The organism is Dethiosulfovibrio peptidovorans DSM 11002, assembly GCF_000172975.1.
Lineage (GTDB): Bacteria > Synergistota > Synergistia > Synergistales > Dethiosulfovibrionaceae > Dethiosulfovibrio > Dethiosulfovibrio peptidovorans.
The window spans coordinates 1,702,586-1,725,204 of sequence record NZ_ABTR02000001.1 but is presented as its reverse complement, the minus strand read 5'-3'; the positions used below and the strand labels follow the sequence as shown (position 1 = coordinate 1,725,204).

23 protein-coding genes are annotated in these 22,619 nt (G+C 53.7%); 3 read left to right on the top strand and 20 right to left on the bottom strand.

The features are described 5' to 3' along the window. Positions 1–12 precede the first annotated feature (12 nt). The 9 genes from DPEP_RS08210 to DPEP_RS08170 form a co-directional block, all read right to left on the bottom strand. On the bottom strand, positions 13–1,113 hold the full coding sequence (locus tag DPEP_RS08210) for an ABC transporter permease (RefSeq protein WP_005661194.1): 1,101 nt from the start codon (positions 1,111–1,113) through the stop codon (positions 13–15). Beyond that, the gene (locus DPEP_RS08205) at positions 1,110–2,153 is read right to left on the bottom strand and encodes an ABC transporter permease subunit (RefSeq protein ID WP_005661192.1); all 1,044 of its coding nucleotides are present in this window, start codon (positions 2,151–2,153) and stop codon (positions 1,110–1,112) included. The genes DPEP_RS08210 and DPEP_RS08205 overlap by 4 nt, the downstream gene beginning before the upstream one ends. Beyond that, positions 2,153–3,757 carry a sugar ABC transporter ATP-binding protein gene (locus DPEP_RS08200; RefSeq protein WP_005661191.1) on the bottom strand — a complete coding sequence of 535 codons (1,605 nt, stop codon included), beginning with the start codon at positions 3,755–3,757 and terminating at the stop codon, positions 2,153–2,155. The genes DPEP_RS08205 and DPEP_RS08200 overlap by 1 nt, the downstream gene beginning before the upstream one ends. A 168-nt stretch (positions 3,758–3,925) precedes the next feature. Then, positions 3,926–5,134: a DUF3798 domain-containing protein gene (locus tag DPEP_RS08195; RefSeq protein WP_005661190.1), complete on the bottom strand. Its 1,209-nt coding sequence runs from the start codon at positions 5,132–5,134 to the stop codon at positions 3,926–3,928. Between the two features lie 206 nt (positions 5,135–5,340). Then, positions 5,341–5,883 carry a biotin transporter BioY gene (locus DPEP_RS08190; RefSeq protein WP_005661189.1) on the bottom strand — a complete coding sequence of 181 codons (543 nt, stop codon included), beginning with the start codon at positions 5,881–5,883 and terminating at the stop codon, positions 5,341–5,343. A 96-nt stretch (positions 5,884–5,979) separates the two neighbouring features. After that, entirely contained in the window at positions 5,980–6,831 is an 852-nt protein-coding gene (locus DPEP_RS08185; protein ID WP_005661188.1) for an ABC transporter permease, read from the bottom strand. Beyond that, a complete protein-coding gene (locus tag DPEP_RS08180; protein ID WP_005661187.1) occupies positions 6,821–7,690 on the bottom strand; it encodes a betaine/proline/choline family ABC transporter ATP-binding protein in 870 nt (289 codons plus the stop codon). The genes DPEP_RS08185 and DPEP_RS08180 overlap by 11 nt, the downstream gene beginning before the upstream one ends. Positions 7,691–7,788: 98 nt before the next feature. Then, on the bottom strand, positions 7,789–9,315 hold the full coding sequence (locus DPEP_RS08175; protein WP_005661186.1) for a DUF342 domain-containing protein: 1,527 nt from the start codon (positions 9,313–9,315) through the stop codon (positions 7,789–7,791). Continuing rightward, positions 9,302–10,807 (bottom strand): response regulator, encoded by a 1,506-nt coding sequence (locus DPEP_RS08170; protein ID WP_005661185.1) that lies wholly within the window; start codon positions 10,805–10,807, stop codon positions 9,302–9,304. The genes DPEP_RS08175 and DPEP_RS08170 overlap by 14 nt, the downstream gene beginning before the upstream one ends. Positions 10,808–10,966: 159 nt before the next feature. Here DPEP_RS08170 and amrA point away from each other — a divergent pair, with 159 nt between their 5' ends. Genes amrA through DPEP_RS13770 form a run of 3 tightly spaced genes read left to right on the top strand, consistent with a single transcriptional unit; the run spans position 10,967 to position 13,518 of the window. Beyond that, a complete protein-coding gene (amrA, locus tag DPEP_RS08165; RefSeq protein ID WP_005661184.1) occupies positions 10,967–12,286 on the top strand; it encodes an AmmeMemoRadiSam system protein A in 1,320 nt (439 codons plus the stop codon). Continuing rightward, positions 12,276–13,265 carry an AmmeMemoRadiSam system radical SAM enzyme gene (gene amrS / locus DPEP_RS08160; protein WP_005661183.1) on the top strand — a complete coding sequence of 330 codons (990 nt, stop codon included), beginning with the start codon at positions 12,276–12,278 and terminating at the stop codon, positions 13,263–13,265. The genes amrA and amrS overlap by 11 nt, the downstream gene beginning before the upstream one ends. 31 nt (positions 13,266–13,296) lie before the next feature. Continuing rightward, a complete protein-coding gene (locus DPEP_RS13770) occupies positions 13,297–13,518 on the top strand; it encodes a GyrI-like domain-containing protein (protein ID WP_083797626.1) in 222 nt (73 codons plus the stop codon). On the opposite strand, the gene DPEP_RS08155 is transcribed toward DPEP_RS13770, so the two are convergent. The 11 genes from DPEP_RS08155 to DPEP_RS08110 form a co-directional block, all read right to left on the bottom strand. Next, on the bottom strand, positions 13,515–14,576 hold the full coding sequence (locus tag DPEP_RS08155) for a M20/M25/M40 family metallo-hydrolase (RefSeq protein ID WP_005661181.1): 1,062 nt from the start codon (positions 14,574–14,576) through the stop codon (positions 13,515–13,517). The two genes, DPEP_RS13770 and DPEP_RS08155, sit on opposite strands and share 4 nt — an antisense overlap. Beyond that, positions 14,557–15,681 (bottom strand): aspartate aminotransferase family protein, encoded by a 1,125-nt coding sequence (locus DPEP_RS08150; RefSeq protein WP_005661180.1) that lies wholly within the window; start codon positions 15,679–15,681, stop codon positions 14,557–14,559. The genes DPEP_RS08155 and DPEP_RS08150 overlap by 20 nt, the downstream gene beginning before the upstream one ends. Further along, the gene (locus tag DPEP_RS08145) at positions 15,651–16,484 is read right to left on the bottom strand and encodes an amino acid kinase family protein (RefSeq protein WP_040382516.1); all 834 of its coding nucleotides are present in this window, start codon (positions 16,482–16,484) and stop codon (positions 15,651–15,653) included. Before DPEP_RS08145 ends, DPEP_RS08150 begins: the two co-directional genes overlap by 31 nt. A gap of 6 nt (positions 16,485–16,490) precedes the next feature. Then, on the bottom strand, positions 16,491–17,531 hold the full coding sequence (argC, locus tag DPEP_RS08140) for an N-acetyl-gamma-glutamyl-phosphate reductase (RefSeq protein WP_005661174.1): 1,041 nt from the start codon (positions 17,529–17,531) through the stop codon (positions 16,491–16,493). A gap of 1 nt (position 17,532) precedes the next feature. Next, entirely contained in the window at positions 17,533–18,378 is an 846-nt protein-coding gene (gene lysX, locus DPEP_RS08135; protein WP_005661172.1) for a lysine biosynthesis protein LysX, read from the bottom strand. A 3-nt stretch (positions 18,379–18,381) separates the two neighbouring features. Beyond that, positions 18,382–18,549 carry a lysine biosynthesis protein LysW gene (lysW, locus tag DPEP_RS08130; protein ID WP_005661171.1) on the bottom strand — a complete coding sequence of 56 codons (168 nt, stop codon included), beginning with the start codon at positions 18,547–18,549 and terminating at the stop codon, positions 18,382–18,384. A gap of 207 nt (positions 18,550–18,756) precedes the next feature. Beyond that, a complete protein-coding gene (rsgA, locus tag DPEP_RS08125; RefSeq protein ID WP_050771314.1) occupies positions 18,757–19,239 on the bottom strand; it encodes a ribosome small subunit-dependent GTPase A in 483 nt (160 codons plus the stop codon). Between the two features lie 2 nt (positions 19,240–19,241). Next, on the bottom strand, positions 19,242–19,400 hold the full coding sequence (locus DPEP_RS13455) for a hypothetical protein (RefSeq protein ID WP_198003061.1): 159 nt from the start codon (positions 19,398–19,400) through the stop codon (positions 19,242–19,244). A 121-nt stretch (positions 19,401–19,521) separates the two neighbouring features. Continuing rightward, positions 19,522–20,427 (bottom strand): isocitrate lyase/PEP mutase family protein, encoded by a 906-nt coding sequence (locus DPEP_RS08120; protein ID WP_005661168.1) that lies wholly within the window; start codon positions 20,425–20,427, stop codon positions 19,522–19,524. A gap of 13 nt (positions 20,428–20,440) precedes the next feature. Further along, complete coding sequence (locus DPEP_RS08115) at positions 20,441–21,367, bottom strand: hydroxymethylglutaryl-CoA lyase (protein WP_005661166.1); 927 nt, start codon at positions 21,365–21,367, stop codon at positions 20,441–20,443. After that, positions 21,367–22,569: a CaiB/BaiF CoA transferase family protein gene (locus DPEP_RS08110; protein WP_040382515.1), complete on the bottom strand. Its 1,203-nt coding sequence runs from the start codon at positions 22,567–22,569 to the stop codon at positions 21,367–21,369. The genes DPEP_RS08115 and DPEP_RS08110 overlap by 1 nt, the downstream gene beginning before the upstream one ends. Positions 22,570–22,619 lie beyond the last annotated feature (50 nt).

The window sequence follows — 22,619 nt, the reverse complement described above, 5'->3', positions numbered from 1 at the left end:
CTTCACCTCCATCTATTCCGCTACGGTTCCACGGAGGCCTCTACGGGATCTGTCCTTTTCCTTCTGGCGCCGCCAGGCATGGAGAACCAAAGCAAGGGAGATTATGCCGTAGGAGACGAAGACCCGGAAGTACTCACCCAATTGGGCCTGTCCGATCAGGTATTTCCCGGCCATAGGAGATACGACGAACATCAGATGGAACAGAACGACCCCCAAAAACACGTTGAAGATCGACGCCTTGCTCACGCTGGCTCCTCCGACCAATAGAGCGGCTATGGCGAACATTCCGGCCTGTTCGTGGCTGTTGTAGGTGTTCATGGTCCCTATGTTCTGGAGAAATATTATCTGACCGTAACAGGCCAAGACCGTTGAGATGACTATGGATATGAGCCTGGTCCTCTCTACAGGTATTCCGGCGGCTCTGGCTACGTCCATGTCCTGCCCCACCGCTCTCATATCCTGCCCCAGCTTCGTTCTACGGAACCAGACCACGAAGGTGCAGAACAACGCTATTACGATAAAGGTCGCCAAAGGGATATCTATCCCTTGGATAGAGAAAGGAAGCAGGCTATCCAGACACTTTCTTATCCCCTCCAGGTTGGTGACGTTTCTGATCCCGTATCCTCTGGAGAGGACCATCTTTGGATTGGTTATGGGAACGACGCTACCAAAACCGTAGAGAACTATCAGCTGATAGACACCGTTCATGAAAAACCCCAAAATGAAGGAGGTGACCATCTCTCTCCCTTTGGCCTTGTTCAGGACAACTCCGCAAAGCCACCCCAGGAATATGGCTAAAGGTGTAGAAATTATGGCAGCCAAAAGCATTCCCGGGACACCCACCACGTTCCAGTCGTTGATGAAAATCAGCCCTATCTGGCCTGCCATGGCTCCTAAGACCATACCGAAGTTCAGCCCCATACCGGCCATTATGGGAATGAGGAGAGAAAGGACCAGGAAAGAGTTACGGGAAAGACGGATCAACATCTCCTGAATAAGGTAGGATCCGGAAAACTGGGAGATCGGTATAGCGAAAGCGCTGACCACCAAGAACACTATCGGAACCGCGTTTTGAACGAGGATATGCTTCATATTATCTATTTTCTTATTCATGACTTCACCTTCACTACTCGGGTCAGAGCGTATAGGATCATACCGTTGGAGACTATTATACGGATAACCTCGGACATATCGGTCTGTATCATGCTGTTTATAACCGACGGAGTCATCGTAAGTATCCCCTGGAACAATATGGTTCCTACTATAACGTTCATTATGGTAGCCTTATGTACCGAGGCTCCCCCTATGAGAATGGCCGAGACCGCAGGGAAGGCCATGTAGAACGGTCCCATGTAGAGCTGAATAAAGCCGAAACTTTGCTCGTACACTATGATTCCGATCGCTCCGAGCACCGTGGACAAAATTACGGATACTACTCTCATCCTGTCTATATTGACCCCGGAGGCCCTGGCATATTCCGGGTTGGACCCCACGGTCGTCATAGCCGTACCGGTCCTGGTCCTCATAAACACCCACATGAAGAAGCAAAGAAGGGCGAAAAAAAGGAACATGCCGGTGGGAATGTAGAAAAAATCACCTATCCGGAAGGAAGCTATGTCGCTTATGGCCTGATGCCAAAAGCCCTCTACCGATATGGTAGTGCGCAACCCCTTTCCGGCGTAGCCCCACACCATGTTGGAGCTCCTGTAGGGAAGCACCAACCACATTATGCACATGAATGCGACCGAGGAGAAGCCCACGTAGGTGGCTATCATCATCTCACTGCCCTTGACCTTGTTAAGCAACAGTCCGTAGGCACCGCCGAGAACGGTAGCCACGGGAATGGCCACGGCCATGGCTATCAATGCACCGAAAAGTCCCGACACGCCCATCTCTATGCTGGTTACGGCTCCCAGAAGACCGGCTATGATGCCTAGGGGAAGGCCGAAGTTCAGGCCGCAACCGGCCTGTATCATAGGAACCATAGCCAGGACCATGACTCCGTTCATCCCGAAACGGACCAAAGTATCGCTGATCGAGGCATCCAAGCGAACCCCCACAAAGGGAGCCAGGACGAAAAGAAAGAGCAGAAAAAGACCTATTATTATCCTGGGCCACCCGGCGCGCTCGATAAAATCGTTGACCTTATTCACTACGAACCCACCTTCTCTTCTTCTTTAGCCACACCCAGCATCAGGACTCCGAACTCGGTGGACGGCGTGATAGCCGGGAGGGTACCGACGATACGCCCAGAATCGACGATGGCGATCCTGTCGCAGATCGACCGAAGCTCCTCCAATTCGGAGGAAACCATGACGACGGTGGTCCCGTATTTTTTGTTGTAGAGCTTCAGGGTATCGAGAACCACCTTTTTGGCCCCTACATCTATACCTCTGGTAGGCTCCGCCACGAAAAGCAGCTTGGGCCTGGTCTCGAAGGCCTTGGCTAGACAGACCTTCTGCTGATTACCGCCGGAGAGCTCCTGAACCCTCTGCCTCTCGTTCACGCATCTTATCTCCAGGGATTTTACGTATTCTCTGGCACATTCAGCTATGGCTTCCTCGTCCCTGATCTTGGTGATACCTCCAAGGAGCGGTTTGAGGAATCTACCCTGCATCTGAAGAGCGGTGAAGATTATATTCCAGGAGATCGGCTCCTCCAGCAGCAGCCCCACGCCACGGCGATCCTCGTAGACAGCGGACATCCCCGCCTCCAGAGCACTGGTGGGATCGTTCAGCACGATAGGCTTCCCCTGAAAGACGACTTTCCCGCCAGCGGGGAACATACCCATGATTCCGTTGGCTATGCCTAGTTTGCCCTGTCCGGCGAGACCGCCTATTCCGAAGATCTCTCCCTCTTTGATCTCCATGGAAACGTCTCGAACCGTCTCTCCAGGCATATCCACCCAAAGGTGCTCCACAGAGAGGAGGGTATCGCCGAATTTACGCTCTTCCTCATCTCGTGCGAATGCGGTAGCTACGTCTCTGCCGACCATGTGGGAGGCTATGGACATGACGTCGGTCTGATCGGGAGCCGTATCGTAGACGACCTCGCCGTCCCTCAGGATGACGATCTTGTCGCAAACGTCGAGGACCTCCTGAAGCCTGTGAGAGATGAATATTATAGAGATACCCAAAGAGGCCAGTCTCTTCATGGAGGCCAACAAAATATCCGCCTCGGACTCGGTCAACACGGCGGTGGGCTCGTCCAGGACCAACAGTCTGGTATTTTCCTTGTCTATCTCCCGGGCTATCTCGGTGAACTGTTTATAGCCAACGGGGAGCTCCGACACCATGGTATTGGGATCCAGGGAGACGTTCAGCTTATCGATGGCCTTCCGGCCTCTTTCCACCATCGTCGCCCTGTCCAAAGTCCTAAGTCTATCGCCGAAGGCCTCCACCAAAGGATTATACTTGGTGGTCTCACGGTTCAAGACCACGTTTTCGGAGACGGAAAAACCGGGTATAAGGGAGAACTCCTGATGGACCATTCCTATTCCAGCCCTGAGGGCATCGAAAGGAGAGTTAAAATCGATCCTCTCTCCGTCTATGAATATATCCCCCTCGTATCCTCCGGTCTCACGTATCACTGTCATACCAAAAAGGATGTTCATCAGCGTGGATTTGCCTGCTCCATTCTCGCCGACAAGCCCGAGGATCTGGCCTTTTTCCAGGGTAAAATTGACGTTCTTCAAAACCCTGTTGCTAAAGTAGGCCTTGCCGACTCCCTCCATTTTCAAGAGCGGTTCTGATGCCATATAACTCACCTCGTCAATCGGGCAGATACCATGTGTCAGCCAGTTATCTGCCCGAAAAAATAACAAATATATAAATCCAAACAAATAAAATTCGGGAACAACAGGAAAGGGTCTTAAAAACCGGGAGGGGCGAATATCCGCTCCCCTCCCGTTCTATCACGATAGCGGTTATTTAACGGAGAAATACTTCTCGGGAACCTCTACGCTGGTCATGTCGAGGTATCCTCTGCCGAAGATATAGGTATCCTGATACATGAGGACGTGGTTCTTCTTCTGGACGCCGGTCTGAATGTCGGTGTAGAAGTTACCGTTCCACTGAGATCCGGGAGTAGCCTCGGAGTAAGCGGCGGAAAGATCGGCCAGCTTGAACTTCCTGCGGAAGTGCTTATGGTCGATTCCGTTATCCGCACACTGACGGCCGAACTCCACCAGAGCCACCGAGTTAGTGTAGCCGTAGGAATAGGCCCAGGTTCCCATACGTCCTTTGCCGCCCTGATCGATAACGGCTTCTTCTACCCTCTTGAGGATAGCGGGGAAATCGCCTTTGACATCAGCAAGCTCGACTCCCAGCGCTCCGGGGTAACCCATAAGAGGAGAGGGGAGGTCCGCCTCTATGAAGAAGCCTCCGCCCTCGGCTATCCTCTTAAGGAGGGGCTCGGTGTGGGCGTCGTTGGTGCAGAAGAAAGCGGTCTTGGTACCGTACTTATCGAGCCAGGCAGGGACCTTCTCGAGTATGAACTGCTGGGCTCCCGCTACTCCTACGTCGCTGGTGGGGTCCGGAGCTGTCTCGAAGTGAAATTTGATCCCCAGATCGTTACAGGCGGCCTCCATGATATTACGACGACGGGAAAGCAGCTCGTAACTCATATGACGGGGGAAAGAGATGTGGACGAAGTCGGTGGCTCCAAGCTTCTGGGCGGCAGCTATGATGAGGTAGCCGCGAGCTATGTTATCCGCGTTTATGGCGAGGTCCGCCACGGACTCAATGACGCCGGGATCCTCGTGAGCCTCACCGGCGAAGAGGAGGATATCGTCCCTCTTCTCCCTTATGCGACGGAAGGCTTCGGTGGTCCCGGGGATAGCCTGATTTACAACTACGACCTTCATCAAAGGATCGTCGGAGAAGGAAGCTATCTGGGAGATCGTCGTCTCCATTTCCTGCATAAAGTTATCCGGATAGGTGATATGCTTGATCATTCCACCGTCGGCTACGTCGCCGTATTTGGCGATCATGGCCTCGGCTCCTCTAAGGTCATCCTCGGACTGAGACACCGTTCCGGTACAGATACCTATGTGGAAAGCGGCATCGGCGAAAGCGGTCGAGGCTAAGACCGCAACCATAAAGACGCTGAGCAATAAACTGATGTACCTCTTCATAAACTTGCCCCCTTAACGATAATTTGGTGCCAAGCACCATGTTTACCTTATTACACTGCACACAAGGTTGTCAAATCTCACACTCACCAGAAAGACGACAAGATAGGCATTTTTTCGTTAATATCACATACGAAGACTTATGTCACATTTTGAACTAAAAAAATAAACCGGATCACTCTTTTAAGCGATCCGGTGAACCGTAATAGCTACCCTCTAGCTACCAAAGGCACTATTCTACTGGACAACCAAGAGACCAAGACTACCTTTACCAGATCCCCAGGGATAAATACCAGGCAACCTACCTTAAGAGCCTTCATAAACGTTATATCCACTCCGGACACCTTGGTCAATATAACGTAAAGCCATGGCACCCCTATTGCGTAAACCACCGTGGACCCCACCAAGGAGGCGATGAAAAAGCCGGCCACCGATGGCTTTTTTCCCTCAGTCAACCTTCCTATTATCCAGGCACAGAGGATGAAACCCACTAAAAAGCCGAAGGTCGGGTTAAGCAGATAGGACGGGCCTCCTCCGGAGGTAAAGACGGGGACCCCTATCAACCCCAGAGAGACGTACAACCCTTGGGAGGCCGCCCCAAGCCTGGCTCCCAAGAGACATCCGGACATCACCGTAAAAAAATTCTGCATCGAGATAGGAGCGGGACCTATGGGAATCCTTAGGAAAGCACCTACTGCGGTAAGCCCGGCGAAAAGAGCAACCAGAACCATATCCCTAGTTTTGATCTTCATAAAAAAATCCTCTCGTCGCAGTTTTATTTACCACGACGAGAGGATACACGGCCACACTAAAAATGTCAACCTAAAAAAAGAAAGAGGTTGACATTACTATCTCCTCTTGGGCTCCCATCTCTTGCCCAGCCCCTGGGTGATTCTATCTATGACTATCGCCATTATGACGATGCTTATGCCTGACTCGAACCCTCTGCCGATATCGATCCTGTTTATCGATAGCAGTACTTCCTGCCCAAGTCCCCTAGCGCCAATCATGGCACACACCACTACCATGGCCAACGCCATCATGGTGGTCTGGTTGATTCCGGCCATTATCCCAGGCATGGCCAAAGGAAGACGGACTTCCTTGAGCAATTGCCATCTGGTGGCACCATAAGCTATAGCGGCTTCCTGCGCAGGTTTGGGGACCTGTCGAAGTCCCAGCGTGGTCAGTCGTATGACAGGAGGCATCGAATATATCAACGTGGCGAAGACAGCGGGGACCTTTCCCAGGCCGAAGAACATCATAGCCGGTATTAGATAGACGAAACTGGGCATGGTCTGCATACCGTCGAGAAGGGGCTTCATAAAGGCGGTTCCCCTAGGGAACTCCGCCGTCATTACTCCTAGGGGAATTCCCAACAAAAGGGAGATCAGAACGGACGTTATTATTATCGAGAGGGTCTCGAGAGCCAATCCCCACAGACCGAAAAGACCGATACAGAAGGTAAAAGCAGCCAGTATAACCGCAGACTTCTTCTTGCCCGTTGCCAACCATACGCCTAACGCCACCGCGATGATATAGGCCCACCAGGGGACCATCTCCAGAGAGCTCTGTATTCCCGAAAGTACGGAGGAGATAAACACGGAGATACTGTCGAAAGCAGGGGCAAACCGAACCAGAAGCCAGTCCACTCCGTCGTTTACGTATTGAGCTACGTGAAATTCCCATGCATCAGGAAACATCGGAGATCACCTCCTCGGAAACAGGACAATTCTTGGCGTCGGCCATCCTGAGCTGCTCTCTCTTGTCGTGGACGAAGCGAGCCACGTATTCGTCGGCAGGGTTGGCCAGAATTTCCGAAGGATGCCCCATTTGGACTATATCGCCGTTTTTCATTACAGCCATACGATCTCCAAGGCGCATGGCTTCGTCCAAATCATGGGTGACGAAGAATATAGTCTTGTGCATCTCCTCCTGCAAACGGATGAGCTCATCCTGCATCTCTCTGCGGATAAGGGGATCCAGTCCACTGAAAGGCTCATCCATCAGGAGGATGGGAGAATCCATGACCACGGCTCTGGCGATACCGACCCGCTGTCTCATCCCGCCGCTCAACGAGGAAGGATAGTAATTCTCCCATCCCTTAAGCCCGACTCGCTCAATAGCTGTCATGGCCCTATCGAGTCTCTCCTTTTGAGGGATCCCCTTCAATTTGAGACCGAAAGCAACGTTTTGAAGGACTGTCCTATGGGGAAGCAGGCCGTAATGCTGAAACACCATAGCTACATGATCGCGTCTGAACTGGACCAATCCATCGCGGTCAAGCTGAGTTACGTCCTCTCCATCGACCACTATGGATCCAGAAGAGGGATCGATAAGACGCAGGATACTCCTTATCAGGGTAGATTTACCGCTGCCAGAGAGCCCCATGACCACGAAAACCTCTCCCCGATGGACCTCGAAGGAAATTCCTCTTATAGCGACTACCGTATCCTCCGATTCGTCAAATTCGGTTATGAGATCCTCGTCCTCGACATCGACGTCGACGGCGTCCTTGCCGTAGACCTTCCAAAGGTCTTTCACCTCTATAATCGCTGTCAACTTTCCATCACTCTCCTTGATTTTTAATTTACATCATCTCCAAAAGGAGACTGCTATCTCAGTCCTAAATTATAGCACACATTATACGAAACACATTTCTATCGCGAACAGGGGCTCTCCTTTATTCGATTATTGTCGACATCTCTAGAGAACGTGATAAATCGCAACTCTTCCCGGATTGATTTTCTGGCGTTATATATGACGATCTCCACTCCGGGGTACACCTTTTGTCTCACCGAGATAGTAGGAAAAGCACCTGACATCTGAGCCATCTGACGCCTTATGACCATCTCACGGCCTTTCCAGCCCTGAATCGCATCGGTCAAGGCCTCCTTTTTATCCTGGACTATCTTCAACCTCTCCTTCATGGAGGAAGGAACCGGATACCCTGCCTTAAACCTAGGCAATATGGCCTTCACCACCTGGTATATTCTGTTCAGCACATCCTGCCCCTTATCTATCCTAGACTCGAGGTCCGCAAGCTCTGCCTTTAGATGGGCCATCACCCCTACTTCCAGAACCGTGACGGTTCCCATCGGTGCACCTGCCACCGTCGTGTCTATTTTATCGAGAGCGACGACATGTCCGCCTATAATGCCCTTACGTCCTCTAACGGTGACCGAGCCTCCGGCCTGCAGATAGGAGTGCAGCACGTAGGACCCCACGACAACGTCCTCTCCTACCTTGATCTCACCACCCTGAATGAAGCGCGCTTCGAGGCTCCCTTTGACATCGACTCTGGAGTTTTTCCCTATTATGGAGTTAATCCTGGCGTTTCCCCCGACCGATATATCCACCGATTCAGCTGTCCCCCTGATTTCAAGATCGCCTCCGCACACGATGGAAAAGCCTTCCGCCACGTTTCCACCAACCATGACAGATCCGAAAAAATTCACGTTACCGGTCGTTAAATTCACATCACCGGGAACTACATAGACCTCTCGTACCGATATTTCCTGGCCTCTCAATACCGGCTGTCCCTGAACGGTAGCTTTAAAGACCCTCCCGTCGACGCACTCGACCCCCTTGCCGGCAGATAGCGAAAACCGTTTTGGAGGCTTCACAGGAATCTGTCTGCCATAGACATCCTTACCGGGTTCCCCCTCTTCCGGAGGATCGACATAGGCCAATTCCTCTCCGACATCGACGAAGATTATAGTTCCTCTATCCTTGTAGTCCACTTTCTTTTCTTCGTCTACCATCTCCGAGCCTTTTTCTCGAAAGGGAAAGTTATATCTTATGGATCCGTCCTTCGAAGGTTTAGGAGGAACTCCTTGAGCTGCCACCACTCTCTGCAAGGCCTTCCTCTCTCGGTTGCACTCGGACACGGCGGAAATGACGTTCTCCTCCAAAACTTCGTCTATACCATGCTCTCTCAGGGCCTGGAATATAGACAAAGACTCCAGAGGCTCCCCGTCTTCCGATGGAGGAAAAAGGTCCAAAAAAACCGTTAATCTGTCTACCGACACCCTATAGGAAAAGGATCCGTGCAGAACCTCATCGTCGGGGAGCTCTCCCTCCTCCACCAGCTTACCCAGATCGGCCAGAACCTTATCCAAAGACGACTCGGCCATGGCGACGCCAAGTGCCAGCCTTCTTTCCTCCATATCGTCACGAGATGTCATTGCAGCACCTCCCGGAGACGGGAAATAAAATCATCACACCTGAGACAGTTCCCCTGTTCAGAGTCGGCCTGACCTCAACAGGGGACTCCTCCCATCGTATTTTCTCCGCCACCCCGGATTCCAAGACCCTGGCCGATACGGGGGCAAGTTCCCTCGCGATGTCGGAAGGGATTCTGTCCAAAGACAGGGACAAAAGTTCTTCCCTCCCCATGTCCAGCAGTTCCTCCATAGATCCGTTAAGGTGGACTATCCGTCCCACTCTGTCCAGACATAGAACCGGCACGTTAAAAGAATCCAGAACATCCTGAAGGATTTCTATACGCCCTCGTAGCTCCCTCTCTCTCAGACTATCCTCTACCAGATGGGAGATAACCTGCACCAATGACTCGAAAAGATCTATCTCTTCTCTCGAGAAAGGTCCCTCGAATAAATCCGCCCTCTCCTCCGAGTACCCCCACTCGACGGAACCTATCTTTCGCCGCCCTCTGAACAGAGGGCGGGAGAAAAGCCACCTCATGCCCTGAAATCCGGAGTTTCTAACCTCCTTGTCCTCCCAGACGATCCTGATCGACATTCTATCCGGATCGCTCACGGCCTTGGCCATGAAATCGGCGATATAGGATATCCTCTGAGCTACCGAAAGATCGCTCTCCAAAGCCACGTCCAGAGAAGCCCTGAGAGCTTCCAGATGTTCTATGCTGTACATCATGTCGCTGGCCCTCAGTTTCAGGGTTTCCTCCAGCCGTTTCCTTTCCGTCACGTCCTGAAAGACGAAAGTTACCTCGTCCTTGGAGGACCTGTACACGAAATATTCTCTCCATCCAAAAATCGAATCGTCTCTTATGGAGGTCAAAGTGTATGGCTCCGATACGCCGGTCTTCCATACTCGATAGACCGTCTCTACAAGACCAAAACAACCGCTTCCCTCCAGATCGTAACAAACGGACCTCATAAGGTAGGCGGAAAGAGGTCTTCCCACCATGGCTTCCTCGACTCCGTCCATCTTCATCGCCGCTGGGTTTACCGACTCTACGATAAGATCGTGGGCGCTCTCGTCATAGCGCAACACCATAACCCCGTTCGGTATGTTCTGGAAAAGTTTATGCAGCTGCCCCTCGGTATGGTGTTTGTGCATCGCCATAGAGATAGTCACCTGAAGCTCCCGATCTTTCACTGGTTTTATGAGATAACCGTAAGGGTCGGTACGGCCCGCTCTATCCAGGGTCAGACTATCAGAGTGAGCCGTTACGAAGATAACGGGGATATCCAGATCTCTCCTTATCTCTCCGGCAAGAGAGATGCCGTCTACCCCCTCCCCCAGTCGGATATCCATCAAAACTACGTCCGGATCGTGAGAAGCGACGGATCCGAGAGAGATATCCAAGACATCGCTCAACTCGACGGCCTCGTATCCCATCCGCTCCAATCTAGCCCTGAGATCCATCGCAATGATGATCTCGTCCTCGACTATCAAGATCTTCGTTTTGGACATTGTCAGCCTCCGTCTTCTATCGTCCTCCACCGGATGAACGGCAGAGTCTTTTTTTAATTGTAACACCCTTATCGACTCAGCCCTAAACTCCCAATCTCATGGCCTTTGGCGTATAGTAAATACAGAGCTTCAAAATTCACCAAAGAGGAGGTCCTGTACATGTGGCTCTGGGGATGTCTTACCCCTCATCCACCGATAATAGTGGATAACATCGGTGAAGGCAGACAGATGGAGGCTATCGACACGATTGAAGCGATGGAAGGTCTGGCGAAAAAGCTCTCGAATAACTTGCCGGATGCGATCTTGATCCTCTCGCCCCACTCGTTCTCGTTCAGGGGATTGACCATATCGACCGGATCTACCTATGAAGGAGACATGGGAGGATTCGGCCATCCTGAGATCTCGATGAACCTGGACGGAAATCTAGAGGCCGTCGAAGAACTGGTCTCGTTCCTAGACGGGAAGATACCCATACGTACGTACCACAACAAAATTACCCCTCTCGACCACGGAGCATTCGTCCCCTTCTGGTTTTTCAGAAAGAGATGGACCAGTATGCCCCCCGTGGTTCTGGCAAATCCTATAGGACTGACCCGGGAAGAGGCCTACGAGATGGGAAAAGTTCTTTCGACTATGACGGGAAAAAGAAGCTGGGGATTGGTAGCAAGCGGCGACCTCTCTCACCGTCTGACGCCGGACGCCCCTGCGGGATACTCCCCGGACGGCAGAATACTGGACGAACGTATCGTCGAATCCCTTATAAAGGGAAAAACCGATCCCGTAGATCGGATGAACCCAGAGACTATATCGCGAGCGGGAGAATGCGGCCTCCGTTCCGCCATGGCCCTCATAGGACTTATAGGAGCCCCTATGGACGTTCTCTCATACGAAGGCCCCTACGGCGTCGGCTACTGCATCGCATTGGGAACGGTCGATAAACCAAAATCCGGTACGACGAAAACTCACCCTGCGGTAAGATTGGCAAGGTCTACCCTCGAGTACTTTCTCGACGGGAAAAACAGACAAACGGATGAAACGACAAACAAGGAACTATCGCTACCAAGGGCTTGTTTTGTGTCGCTCAAAAAGAGAGGGCAGTTGAGAGGATGTATCGGCACCCTCTCCCCTGTGAGAGCTTCCCTGGCGAAGGAGATAGAATCCAACGCCATAGCCGCCGCCACATCGGACCCGAGGTTTCCCCCGGTCACCTCGAAGGAGCTCAAAGAGATAACCATATCGGTGGACATACTCTCCGAACCCGAAAGGGTTACGGATAAAGAGCAGCTGAACCCTAGAATCTACGGCGTCATAGTCTCCAAGGGTTCCAGACGGGGGGTTCTGCTTCCGGATCTAGAAGGAGTGGATTCAATCGACGATCAACTATCCATAGCCGTGGCCAAGGCCGGGTTGGCATACACCGACGACCTGGAAATAGAGAGATTCACCGTCGAGAGGCACGGGGAATCCGATGAAGAGTGAGGCTCTATGGTGGCATCCAGAGGGGGATGGCATCATATGCGATCTATGTCCCCACAGCTGTTTCCTGAACCCCGGCGACAGCGGTTTCTGCTCTGTCAGAAAAAACGAGGGCGGAGTACTGATGGCACTGAATTACGGAGAAATCTCCTCCGTAGCGATCGATCCGGTGGAGAAGAAGCCCCTGTTCCACTGGCACCCGGGAGAACCGATACTCTCTCTGGGAAGCGTGGGATGCTCCATGAACTGCCCGTTCTGTCAGAACTGGCGACTCACTAGGTTTGACGGTGCCCCCCCTACGACCGACATGTCTCCCTCCGACATATCGGACCTGACGGACCGAAGCGGGACCGACCTAGTTGCCTTCACCTACAACGAACCGCTTGTCTCCTACGAGTTCCTCATCGACATCTTGCCCATGCTCAGGAAAAAGGGCAAGAGAACGGTCCTGGTCACAAACGGACAGATCGCCCCAGCTCCCTTGAAAACTCTCCTGCCATCGATCGACTGTGCCAACGTGGACCTGAAGACCTTCAAAGAAGACACGTACGCCAAAATGGGCGGAAGTCTCGAAGCTACGAAATCCACGATAAAAGCTATGCACGAAAAAGGAATTCACCTGGAGATCTCCTGGCTGGCGGTTCCCGGGATCTCCGACGATATTGAAGAATTCGAGAGAATGCTCCGGTGGCTGAGCGATCTGGACCCGGCCATACCTCTCCATATAAACCGGTACTATCCAGCTCACAGATGGGACGCCCCTGCCACCGACGAAAGGCTGATGGACCGGATGGCGGACCTAGCCTCCTCGAAGCTCCTGAGGGTCTATCAGGGGAACAGGGGACTAGGCTCCATCACCAGATGCCTGATCTGCGGAGCACCTCTGATAAAGAGGGCAAACTATCGGGTCGACGCTATGGGGCTACTTGAGGACGGACGATGTTCCGAATGCGATGCCCAATCGGACATAATCGTTCACTAGGCTTGACCTTACCCTTAGGGAAAGGTCTAACATACTATATAAACGGGAGGGATGCACCGCAGCGAGTGTCCTTCACTGCGGACCCTACGAGGGAATCCAGGCGGCCTACAGAGCACTGTACGACTGGATAGGAGAGAACGGCTACGAGAAGACGGGGCCGGACCGGGAGGTATACCTGAATTGCCCCGATACGGTGCCGTCTCTCGCGGATCTCCGAATGGAAATAGCCGTTCCGGTGATAAAAAAAGCCTAACCGCCGAGAAGCAGACAGGCCCTCGGCAGCGCCCTCTCCAACACCCTTATCGCCGTCTTCAGCTCGCCGATCGAAAGCCTCTCGTCCGGACCGTGATCCAGTCCTGAATCTCCCGGACCGTAAGCCGCCATCGGAACTCCCCACGGGGCCACCACGTTGAAGTCGGCGGTTCCCCCCTTGGCAAGTAGTCTGGGAGATAATCCTTCCTCCCTGACGGAGGTAGATAAGGCCCTTACCACGGGATCCCTCCTGTCGGACATATGGGCCGATACCGATTGCCGTACCGACATATCCACCGCTCTGGCGGAACAGATCTCTTGAAAACTCCGAGCGAGCGACAATGGATCGGCTCCCAATGGAAGGCGAACGTCAAGGTCTATAGAGGCACACCTTTCACCTTTCTCCACCCCATACATGGAGGCCACGGCGGCGGAGTATCTTCGAATTATCGGACCATCCTCGTCCATCGACTCGACCATCCTGAGGATCTCCGACGCCGACGAGAGGGTCTCGGTGAGAGGACCGGAGCCTCCGCTCCTATGGGCTCCTCCGTCGGAGGCCTCTAGACGAAGGAAGATGCAGCCCCGATAAGCCAACGTGACACCATCCCCTCCAGAGGGCTCTCCGATGATGCAGCCCAGAGGAGCTTTTCTGCTCTCCATTACGTACCTGGCCCCTCTGGAGTCCCTTTCCTCTCCGACCGCTGCGATCAACGTGTATCGCCAACCGTCTGGAACGATGGCACGACCTCCCGCCAAGGAGAACGACGCCAGAGGTCCCTTGGCGTCGACCGAGCCCCTCCCCCACAGGACGTCCCCTTCTACCTCGGTTTTCGGACCTCCAGGCACTGTGTCTATATGACCCATCATCAACAGCTCCCTGGGACCGGTCCCCCTGGACGCCACGACGTTGCCGACCTCGTCCCGTACCACCGACTCCCAGCCCAATGCAGGAAGTCGAGAGGAGAGAAGATCACTGCAGCTCTCCTCATCTCCGCTCTCGCTTCTGCACTCGACCAACTCCCTGAGAAAGCCTCCGTCACCTTCGATCCAACTCATGACAGACCTCCTCCAAAACATGGACGACTTCGTCGAAATGGCTCCTCTCCGCCACGAACGGAGGCAGAAAGCGAAGCACCTTGGGGCCGGCGGGAAGAGCCAGGACCCCTCTGTCCTGAAGCATTCTGACAAACTCGGTAGAACGCCTGGCCGTCTCGATCCCCACCAGAAGCCCCAGTCCACGGACACCCCTAAGTTGAGGGGAATCTATTCCCTTGAGAGCCTCCATGAAATCGGCTCCCTTGCTCTCGGCCTGAAGAGGATATTTTCGTTCTTCCAGAAGATTCCAGGCGGCCAAGCCGACCGCCGAAATGAAGGGATTGCCACCGTATGTCGTGCCATGCCCACCGGGAGGAAAGTCGCCTATCGATCCCTTCCATATCATGGCCCCGACAGGAAGCCCTCCTGCGAGCCCTTTAGCGAGACACAGGATATCCGGGTCAAGCCCTACCATAGAGGAAGCCAGAACGGAACCGCAACGTCCCCATCCAGACTGAATCTCGTCTGCAACGAGCATCGCTCCGTTTTCCCTGCATCTATCACTCAGAGCTCTACCGTAATCGGGATCCATCGGATAGACTCCGCCCTCCCCTTGAACCGGCTCGACGAAGACCGCCGCCGTATTTTGATCGACGGAGTCCAAAAGTTCCTCGGAAGAGAGATGCTCCACCGGGATAAGTGAAGACATCCAGGGTTTTCTGTACTTGGGGTTGAAGGTCAGCCCCAGGGCCCCCAGTGTTCTGCCATGGAAACCCATCTTCAAGGCCAATATCCTGGACCTGTCCGAACGGGCCAACACCAACTTCAAAGCCGCCTCGACTGCCTCGGTTCCGCTGTTGCACATAAAGGCCTTCCCGTCTGGGAGCAAGGACCTCAAAACCGATAGAAAACCGTCTCTGGAATGAGAATCTATCCCTAGACCTATTGACCATGGACTTCGAGAGGCAGTTTCAACCGCCGAGATCAACTCGGGATGACAGTGTCCGAAAAGAGACGATCCGTGACCGGCCATAAAGTCGATATATCGTTTTCCCCCGTCGTCGACAAGCTCAGCCCCCTTCCCGGAGGCCATCTTCAATCCTCTTCCGCCGTACAAGCCCGACATATGGTAGTCCCCCTTCCCTCCAAAGCCCCGGACAAAGGAGATTCGACCCGACTGTCCGATAAAATTACCTTCTCCACGCCGCCCTCAAGAGCCTCCTGGACCGCCACCATTTTTCTCTTCATATTGCCCTTTGACAGGGAGAGCAACTCCTCCAAGGTTCCCGAGCGCATCAAAGACGAGGGATCTTCGACGTCCTTGAGAACCCCCGGAACGTTGCTCAGTATCACGAGAACGGAAGCGTCCAGAGACGCCGCGGCAAGAGCGGCTAAACGATCGCCATCCACATTCAGTAGACCTCCGTTATCCTCATCCACCGCTAAAGGGGGCATCACCGGTATCGCCCGGGCTCTCCAGGTTGCATCCACGGCATCGCCGAAGAACCGTCTTACCGAACCGCTCCTGTTTCCCCTCAACACCATTACTCGACCGTCCTCCACGCTTCTCAAGGCGTCCTTCGCCTTTGCAGTGGCGCCGGAACCATCGCTGGGCCACACGGGACAAGCGGGGATTCCCATGGACCAGAGGGACGAGACCAAATCGATGGAGACGGAAGAACAGGCTCCCTCGAAAAGCGCCATCTCTCTCTTACCGGTGAAACGGCTCCTGAATCCGCTTGGACTGTACACGTACTTGGGCTCTATGCCCGAGGAGAGACAGAGCTCCTCCATCTTTCCGCTGCCTCCGTGAACGAGCAACCATTTTTCTCCCAACGCCGCCCGTTCGGAAAGCTCCCGCAGAAGCGGCATAGGGTCGTTCCCTCTGGCACCACCTATCTTGACAACTCCTTTGAAGTTCAACCTCATCGCCTCCTAGGCGGGATAGAGGGGAGATGTAAGCAACCCCGTCGTCTCATCGAGCCCCAACATCAGGTTGGCCGCCTGCACCGCCGTGCCGGAGGCTCCCTTCATCAGGTTGTCCAGAGCGGACACGATCAGGAGTCTCTTGCCGTCCTCGTGGAGGACGAACCCCACCGATGCGGAGTTGCTGCCCAACACGAATCTGGGATCGGGAAGACGAAGATGACTGGGTCTGGCGGGACAAAGAGACCAAAAGGGATGTCCTTCGATCGCCTTTCTGTAGGCCTTCCACAAAACAGCTTCCTTGATCGGTTCGGTCAGGAAAACCTGGGCCAGCATCTGAACTCCTCTCACCATCTCGACGGCTGTCATGGTCATTGAAAGCTTTTCCTCCGGCAATCCGATCTCCTGGATAACCTCCGCCAGGTGTCTGTGCCTGAAGGGCTCGAACACCCTCATGGTCCTGGTCCTATAGGGATGATGAGAACCCTTGCTGGGAGATGCCCCGGCCTCGGAGGAACCGACCCTCATCTCCATTCGAACCGACTCGACGAGACCTGTAGAAGCCAGAGGGGCCAGGCCGAGAATTGCACACGAAGCATTGCATCCTACGCCACTGGTCAAGGACGCCCCGACCAAATCCTCTCTATGCAGCTCGGGAAGACCATACACGGCTTCCTGAAGGTACTCGGGCGCCCCGTGCTCCAACCCATACCACCGAGAGTAATCCGCAGGATCCTTGAGCCTGAAATCTCCGGACAGATCGACGACAGGTATACCCCTTTCGCGATAGTCGACCGCAATTCTCCAGGCCCCTCCGTGAGGCAGTGCAAGAAAAACCAAGTCGCTCTTAAGCTTCAGAGCCTCCTCAGGAGACGAGTAGACCACGTCGGGATAACAGCCTCTGAGATGAGGATGGTCGTGCCAGACTGTCTTTCCCGGAGACCTTCTGGACACGGCGGCGACCACCGTCATCCCATCGTGACCGGAGAGAATCCTCAAAAGCTCTCCTCCGGCCATTCCGCTGGCCCCCCATACGATCACCTCGAACATATCAGAGGCTCCCTTCCATAAGTGAGATGCAGTGATCCACCAACATCCCGGCGACGTCCACTTCGGTACCCTCGACCGACCCGTGAAACTCGGCTTGCCCGTTGACCTCGTTGACCGACCATCCCTGATCGTCGTGAAACAGATCCACGGCCAAAAGATCGCCATTGAACACGTCGTGGACCTTTTTCAGCACATCCGCCATGGTTTGATCGATCTCCATTCCCTCTACGTCTCCACCTCTTGCGGTGTTCGTTATCCAGTGACGGCTCTTTCTCTTAATGGCCGTTATGGGCTTTCCTCCCAACACCAGAGCCCTGACATCGTATCCATCCTTTTCCACGTATTCCTGAATGAAGAAAGTCTGATGCTGAGGACCCATGAAGGACTTATGTTCCACTACAGTCTCAGCCGAATCCACGTCGTTGACCTTGGAAAGAAGTCTGCCCCAGCTGCCGACGGGCGGCTTGAAAACAACGGGAAACCCCATGGACTCGGACGTCTTCACCGCTTCTTCCGGAGAGAAAGCCACTGAATAGCGAGGCTGTCTTAAACCGGCCATATCGAGAAGTCCGGCGGTAAAGACCTTGTCGCCACAGGCCTCTATGACCGAGGAATGGTTGACCGTACGGACACCTCGAGATTCTAGAAGGCGTGCGATCGCGAGATTGTGGGCCTGAGAGACGCAACGGCAGAGGACGACGTCGTTCTCACCTACCTTAAGTCCCTCCGGCCAGGAGATTCCTCTCAAATCCACAAAATTGCACCGCACTCCCGTTTTATCCGCCGCCTTTTTGAGAAGTTTCTCCTCCGTTCTCAGACGACTGTACAGAATCCAAAGCTCGTTCATAGGCTATTCGCCCCAGTCCTCCTGGATCTCAGGAGCCTCCTCCACCTTGAGGGGATCCAGACTCACCAGCTCGAGCTCCGTTCCACAGTCGTCGCATATAAGCAACTCACCTATCATGGCATCGTCAGGAAGAGCCACGCTGCCTTCGCACACTACGCAAGATACCTTCATTTCAGTTTCCTCCTTCTGAGAAATATAAAATATTGTTTAGCATGGCAGGTATAATACACTCCACATAATGCACTGTCAAGCACTAGAGCCCAACAAAAGAAACTTATGTTCCTTAAGTCAATGTCCATTAGATAGACGAAAGGCCTCCATCCGCCCTTAGAAAGAGCGAATGGAGGCCTACTTCAACCCGCATCAACAAACGGGCAATTAACCTCTAGACTTATTTTTGGACTTGGCCAATTTTCGGGCGTTCTTTATCCCTCCGACCTCCTTATACATGGAGGAATTTTTCTCCGCCTCGATCTGCTTGGAATTCAAACCTTCGTATTTTGCTTCTCTCTTCAGTTTCATGTAACTGGCAAATCGATCTGGAGAAAGAGAGCCTTCGTCCATGGCCTTACGAACGGCACATCCTGGCTCTCCGTTATGACTACAGTCTCTAAATCTACATTTTACGGCAAGACCCTCCACGTCCTCGAAAGCCCTGGAAAGATCGAGACCATCTATGCCAAGCTTCCTCATTCCAGGGGTATCTATCACGATACCTCCACCGGGCAAGATCACCAATTCCCGTCTGGTCGTAGTATGTCTGCCCTTGTGGTCTCCTCTTACACCCTGAGTCCGGAGGAGTTCGCTACCGGCCAACCTATTTATCAAGGTGGACTTTCCCACTCCCGACGATCCTATCAAGGCTACGGTCTTGCCGGTGCCATATATCCCTTCACCGATTCGAGACCGTCCTCGGTCAATCCGGACGAGACCAAAACATCGCAGCCACATACGACCGAGCTCAAATCGGAAAGCCTTCCTGGGAGATCTTCACAAAGATCCGCCTTGGTCAACACGACCACCGGAGGAACTCGAGGATAAACTCGAGCCCCTCCCGAAAAAACGCATGACTTTCAACCAATCACAGGGCATCTCTAAAGACGCTACTCCTAGGAGACTCGGTCGTGAGTTTTTAGAGGTACCCTACAGTATTCCCCTATTGTCTCCGTATCTGTTCAGGCTTTCCACTGGCAAGAAATCGTTTTCGATCTCCCTTATATGGTCAAGCCTGACCACTTCGGCGAATTCGGCAAAGTCCATGGACAGGGAGACCGTGGAGTCGGACAGCCCGTTCTTTCTCACATCGGACATGACGTCCAACATGGCCTTAGCCCCTGCAAAAAGGGGGGTCACAGGATACATGAGATACTTGAAACCCATCTGCTCGGCCACTGAAGGACTGACTAGGGGGGTGCGGCCTCCCTCCACAAGGTTCAGCATAAGGGGAACAGGGACTTCCTCTACCGCTATCTCCATCTGATCCAGCGATTCCAAGGCCTCCACGAAGACCATGTCCACGCCGAGATCGGCCGCCCTTTTGGCACGACTAAGCGCATCCTCAAGGCCATTGACCGCCACGGCATCGGTCCTGTAGACGATCAGTGCCGATCTATCCTCCTGGTCTCGGGCCGACATGGCCGCTCGCAGCTTGCCCATCATCTCATCCTCCGAGATGACCGCTTTTCCGGACATATGCCCGCATCGCTTCGGTATAACCTGATCCTCCACGAACAGCCCGGCCGCTCCGGCCCAGATATACTCTCTAACGGTCCTGTCCACGTTTACGGCGTTGCCGAAACCGTTGTCTCCGTCGCCTATTACTGGAATATCCACCGCATGGACCATCCTATAAAGCTGGTCTCTCATCTCACCGAAGCTAAGGAGCCCGACGTCCGGTTTGGCAAGGAGAGAGGCCGCAGTTCCATAGCCGGTATGCTGTAAGACCTCGAAACCGGCTATCTCGCAGATACGGGCGCTCAATGCGTCGAACACCCCGGGAGCTACTATGATACCGGGACGTTCCAGCCTCTCTCTGAGCCTTTTTCCCATTCCCAAGATCCTCTCACCCCTCGCAGGAAAGGCTGCTGCATCCGGCCCTGTAGGAGGACATGTGGCTGTTCACCGGAAGCCCCATGGTCTTCATTCTATCGGCTACGGCAAGGACCCTTTCCACGTCCACTCCACTGGCGACACCTACACGGTCGAAGAAATTGACCATATCCTCGGTGGCAGAGTTTCCCGCCGCTCCGGGTGCGAAAGGACATCCTCCAAGACCGCCGGTAGCCGAGTCGAACCGGTAAAACCCCATTTCCATAGCGGCCATAGTGTTGATTATAGCCATGCCGTGGGTATCGTGGAGGTGGAGAAAGAAAGGATAGTCCCCGAAGACCTTTTTTATCTGCGACAGAGTCAAACTTAGATAGATCGGATCGCAGGTGCCTATGGTGTCGGCAAGGGTAACCGTACCCACTCCAATCTCCATAGCCTTCTCGACTATATTCACTACGGCATCAGGAGAGATAGCCCCCTCGAAGGGACACTGAAAGGAGGTAGCCACCGAAAGTCCGAGCTCCACATCTCCGCAGAGAGATTTGACCTCTTTCAACTCGGCCAGAGACTCCTCTATGGTCCTCCTGGTGTTTGCCCTGTTGTGAGAGGCGCTGGCGGAGAGCACGAAGTTCAGTGAGTCGGGAGAGACCTTCAGTGCGTTCTCGGCTCCTCTGACGTTGGGAACCAAGACGACGGACTTTACCTTCCCACTCCATCTCTCGTTGAAATGGGTCATGACCTCCGAGGCATCGGACATCTGAGGAATGGCCTTGGGACTTACGAAGGAAGTCACCTCCATAACGGATACGCCGGTCTCGGCCATAGCGTCGATCAGGGCGATCTTGTCCTTCGTGGAGATCTTTTCCTTTACGCTCTGGAAACCGTCTCTCGGACAGACCTCTCTTATCTCCACCCTGGACGGTAAACTCCCTCTGATCATCACAAAACCCCCTCGGAACGAAGCAGCTGAAGATCCGTATCGCCTATTCCAAGCATCTCGCCGAATACCTCCCGGTTGTGCTCTCCGAGGATCGGGGATGCAGTCCTTATACCGGCGGGCGTCCCGGAAAGCTTTATGTGGTTGCCGGTAAGAGTAGTCTTTCCAGCCACCGGATGCTCCACAGGCACGAACATCTCCCTATCTCCCGCTATGTGCGGATCGCTGGTCACCTGGTCGATGGACATTATCGGAGCACAGGGTATCCCCGCCTGATCGATCAGTCGACAGGCGTCCTCCACCGTGTGCTTTTCGGTCCACTCTTCGACTATTGGTTTTATCTCCTCATGATGCGCCACCCTGTCCCGAACCCTCAGATATCTGGGATCCTCCGCCAGATCGGGACGCTCCATAACCTCGCACAGACTCTGCCACAGCTTGTCGTTAGCGGCTCCTATCACCAAACCTCCGTCCATAGCCTTGAAGGAATCGTAGGGATAGGTCGATTCGTAGCGGTTTCCGATCCTCTGAGGAACCCTTCCCTCCACGAGATAGATCATGTTTATTATCTCCAGGCTGGCAACTGCCGAGTCTACCAGGGCGACGTCCACCTTCTGCCCCACGCCGGTCAATTCCCTGGAGTTTACCGCCGCCAATATACCTATGGCGCAGGAAAGCCCGGCCAGCACGTCTCCCATGGCGGTTCCGGTTCTAGTGGGCTCCCCTCCGGGCCATCCGGTAGTGCTCATCAGGCCGCTCATGGCCTGGGCTATTATGTCGTAGCCCGGTTTCATCTTATAGGGACCGGTGTGGCCGAACCCGGAGACCGCCGCGTATATTATCCTGTCGTTGACCTTTCTCAGCTCTTCGTATCCAAGTCCCAGCTTCTCCATGGTTCCAGGACGATAATTTTCGACCACTAGATCGGCTTTCTTCACCATATTTAGGAATATTTTCTTGCCTTTCTCGGACTTGAGATTTAGGGTGACACCTCGCTTGTTGCGATTCAGGTTCATGTAGTAGGCGCTTTCGCCGTTTACGAACGGCCCCATCTGTCTGGTATCGTCCCCCGTATCGGGACGCTCTATCTTGACGACGTCGGCCCCCATATCGGCCAGCAACATGGTACAGAAAGGGCCAGCCAAGACCCTGGTAAGATCGAGGACCACCAAATTGGACAAGGCACCTTTATTCAAAACCGTCACATCTCCTTTTCAGCAAAAAACTTTATACCGGCAACGGACTTTCTCCCCAC

What these genes read in the sequence shown, in the direction of transcription:
- DPEP_RS08145 (WP_040382516.1), bottom strand. Translation starts at nt 16,484, where the DNA reads ATGAGGTTGAACTTCAAAGGAGTTGTCAAGATAGGTGGTGCCAGAGGG.
- DPEP_RS08185 (WP_005661188.1), bottom strand. Translation starts at nt 6,831, where the DNA reads ATGTTTCCTGATGCATGGGAATTTCACGTAGCTCAATACGTAAACGAC.
- DPEP_RS08120 (WP_005661168.1), bottom strand. Translation starts at nt 20,427, where the DNA reads ATGGGAAAAAGGCTCAGAGAGAGGCTGGAACGTCCCGGTATCATAGTA.
- DPEP_RS08195 (WP_005661190.1), bottom strand. Translation starts at nt 5,134, where the DNA reads ATGAAGAGGTACATCAGTTTATTGCTCAGCGTCTTTATGGTTGCGGTC.
- DPEP_RS08150 (WP_005661180.1), bottom strand. Translation starts at nt 15,681, where the DNA reads ATGTCGGGCTTGTACGGCGGAAGAGGATTGAAGATGGCCTCCGGGAAG.
- DPEP_RS08200 (WP_005661191.1), bottom strand. Translation starts at nt 3,757, where the DNA reads ATGGCATCAGAACCGCTCTTGAAAATGGAGGGAGTCGGCAAGGCCTAC.
- DPEP_RS08115 (WP_005661166.1), bottom strand. Translation starts at nt 21,367, where the DNA reads ATGATCAGAGGGAGTTTACCGTCCAGGGTGGAGATAAGAGAGGTCTGT.
- DPEP_RS08170 (WP_005661185.1), bottom strand. Translation starts at nt 10,807, where the DNA reads ATGTCCAAAACGAAGATCTTGATAGTCGAGGACGAGATCATCATTGCG.
- DPEP_RS08190 (WP_005661189.1), bottom strand. Translation starts at nt 5,883, where the DNA reads ATGAAGATCAAAACTAGGGATATGGTTCTGGTTGCTCTTTTCGCCGGG.
- DPEP_RS08175 (WP_005661186.1), bottom strand. Translation starts at nt 9,315, where the DNA reads ATGACATCTCGTGACGATATGGAGGAAAGAAGGCTGGCACTTGGCGTC.
- amrS (WP_005661183.1), top strand. Translation starts at nt 12,276, where the DNA reads ATGAAGAGTGAGGCTCTATGGTGGCATCCAGAGGGGGATGGCATCATA.
- argC (WP_005661174.1), bottom strand. Translation starts at nt 17,531, where the DNA reads ATGTTCGAGGTGATCGTATGGGGGGCCAGCGGAATGGCCGGAGGAGAG.
- DPEP_RS08210 (WP_005661194.1), bottom strand. Translation starts at nt 1,113, where the DNA reads ATGAATAAGAAAATAGATAATATGAAGCATATCCTCGTTCAAAACGCG.
- DPEP_RS08155 (WP_005661181.1), bottom strand. Translation starts at nt 14,576, where the DNA reads ATGAGTTGGATCGAAGGTGACGGAGGCTTTCTCAGGGAGTTGGTCGAG.
- lysW (WP_005661171.1), bottom strand. Translation starts at nt 18,549, where the DNA reads ATGAAGGTATCTTGCGTAGTGTGCGAAGGCAGCGTGGCTCTTCCTGAC.
- lysX (WP_005661172.1), bottom strand. Translation starts at nt 18,378, where the DNA reads ATGAACGAGCTTTGGATTCTGTACAGTCGTCTGAGAACGGAGGAGAAA.
- amrA (WP_005661184.1), top strand. Translation starts at nt 10,967, where the DNA reads ATGTGGCTCTGGGGATGTCTTACCCCTCATCCACCGATAATAGTGGAT.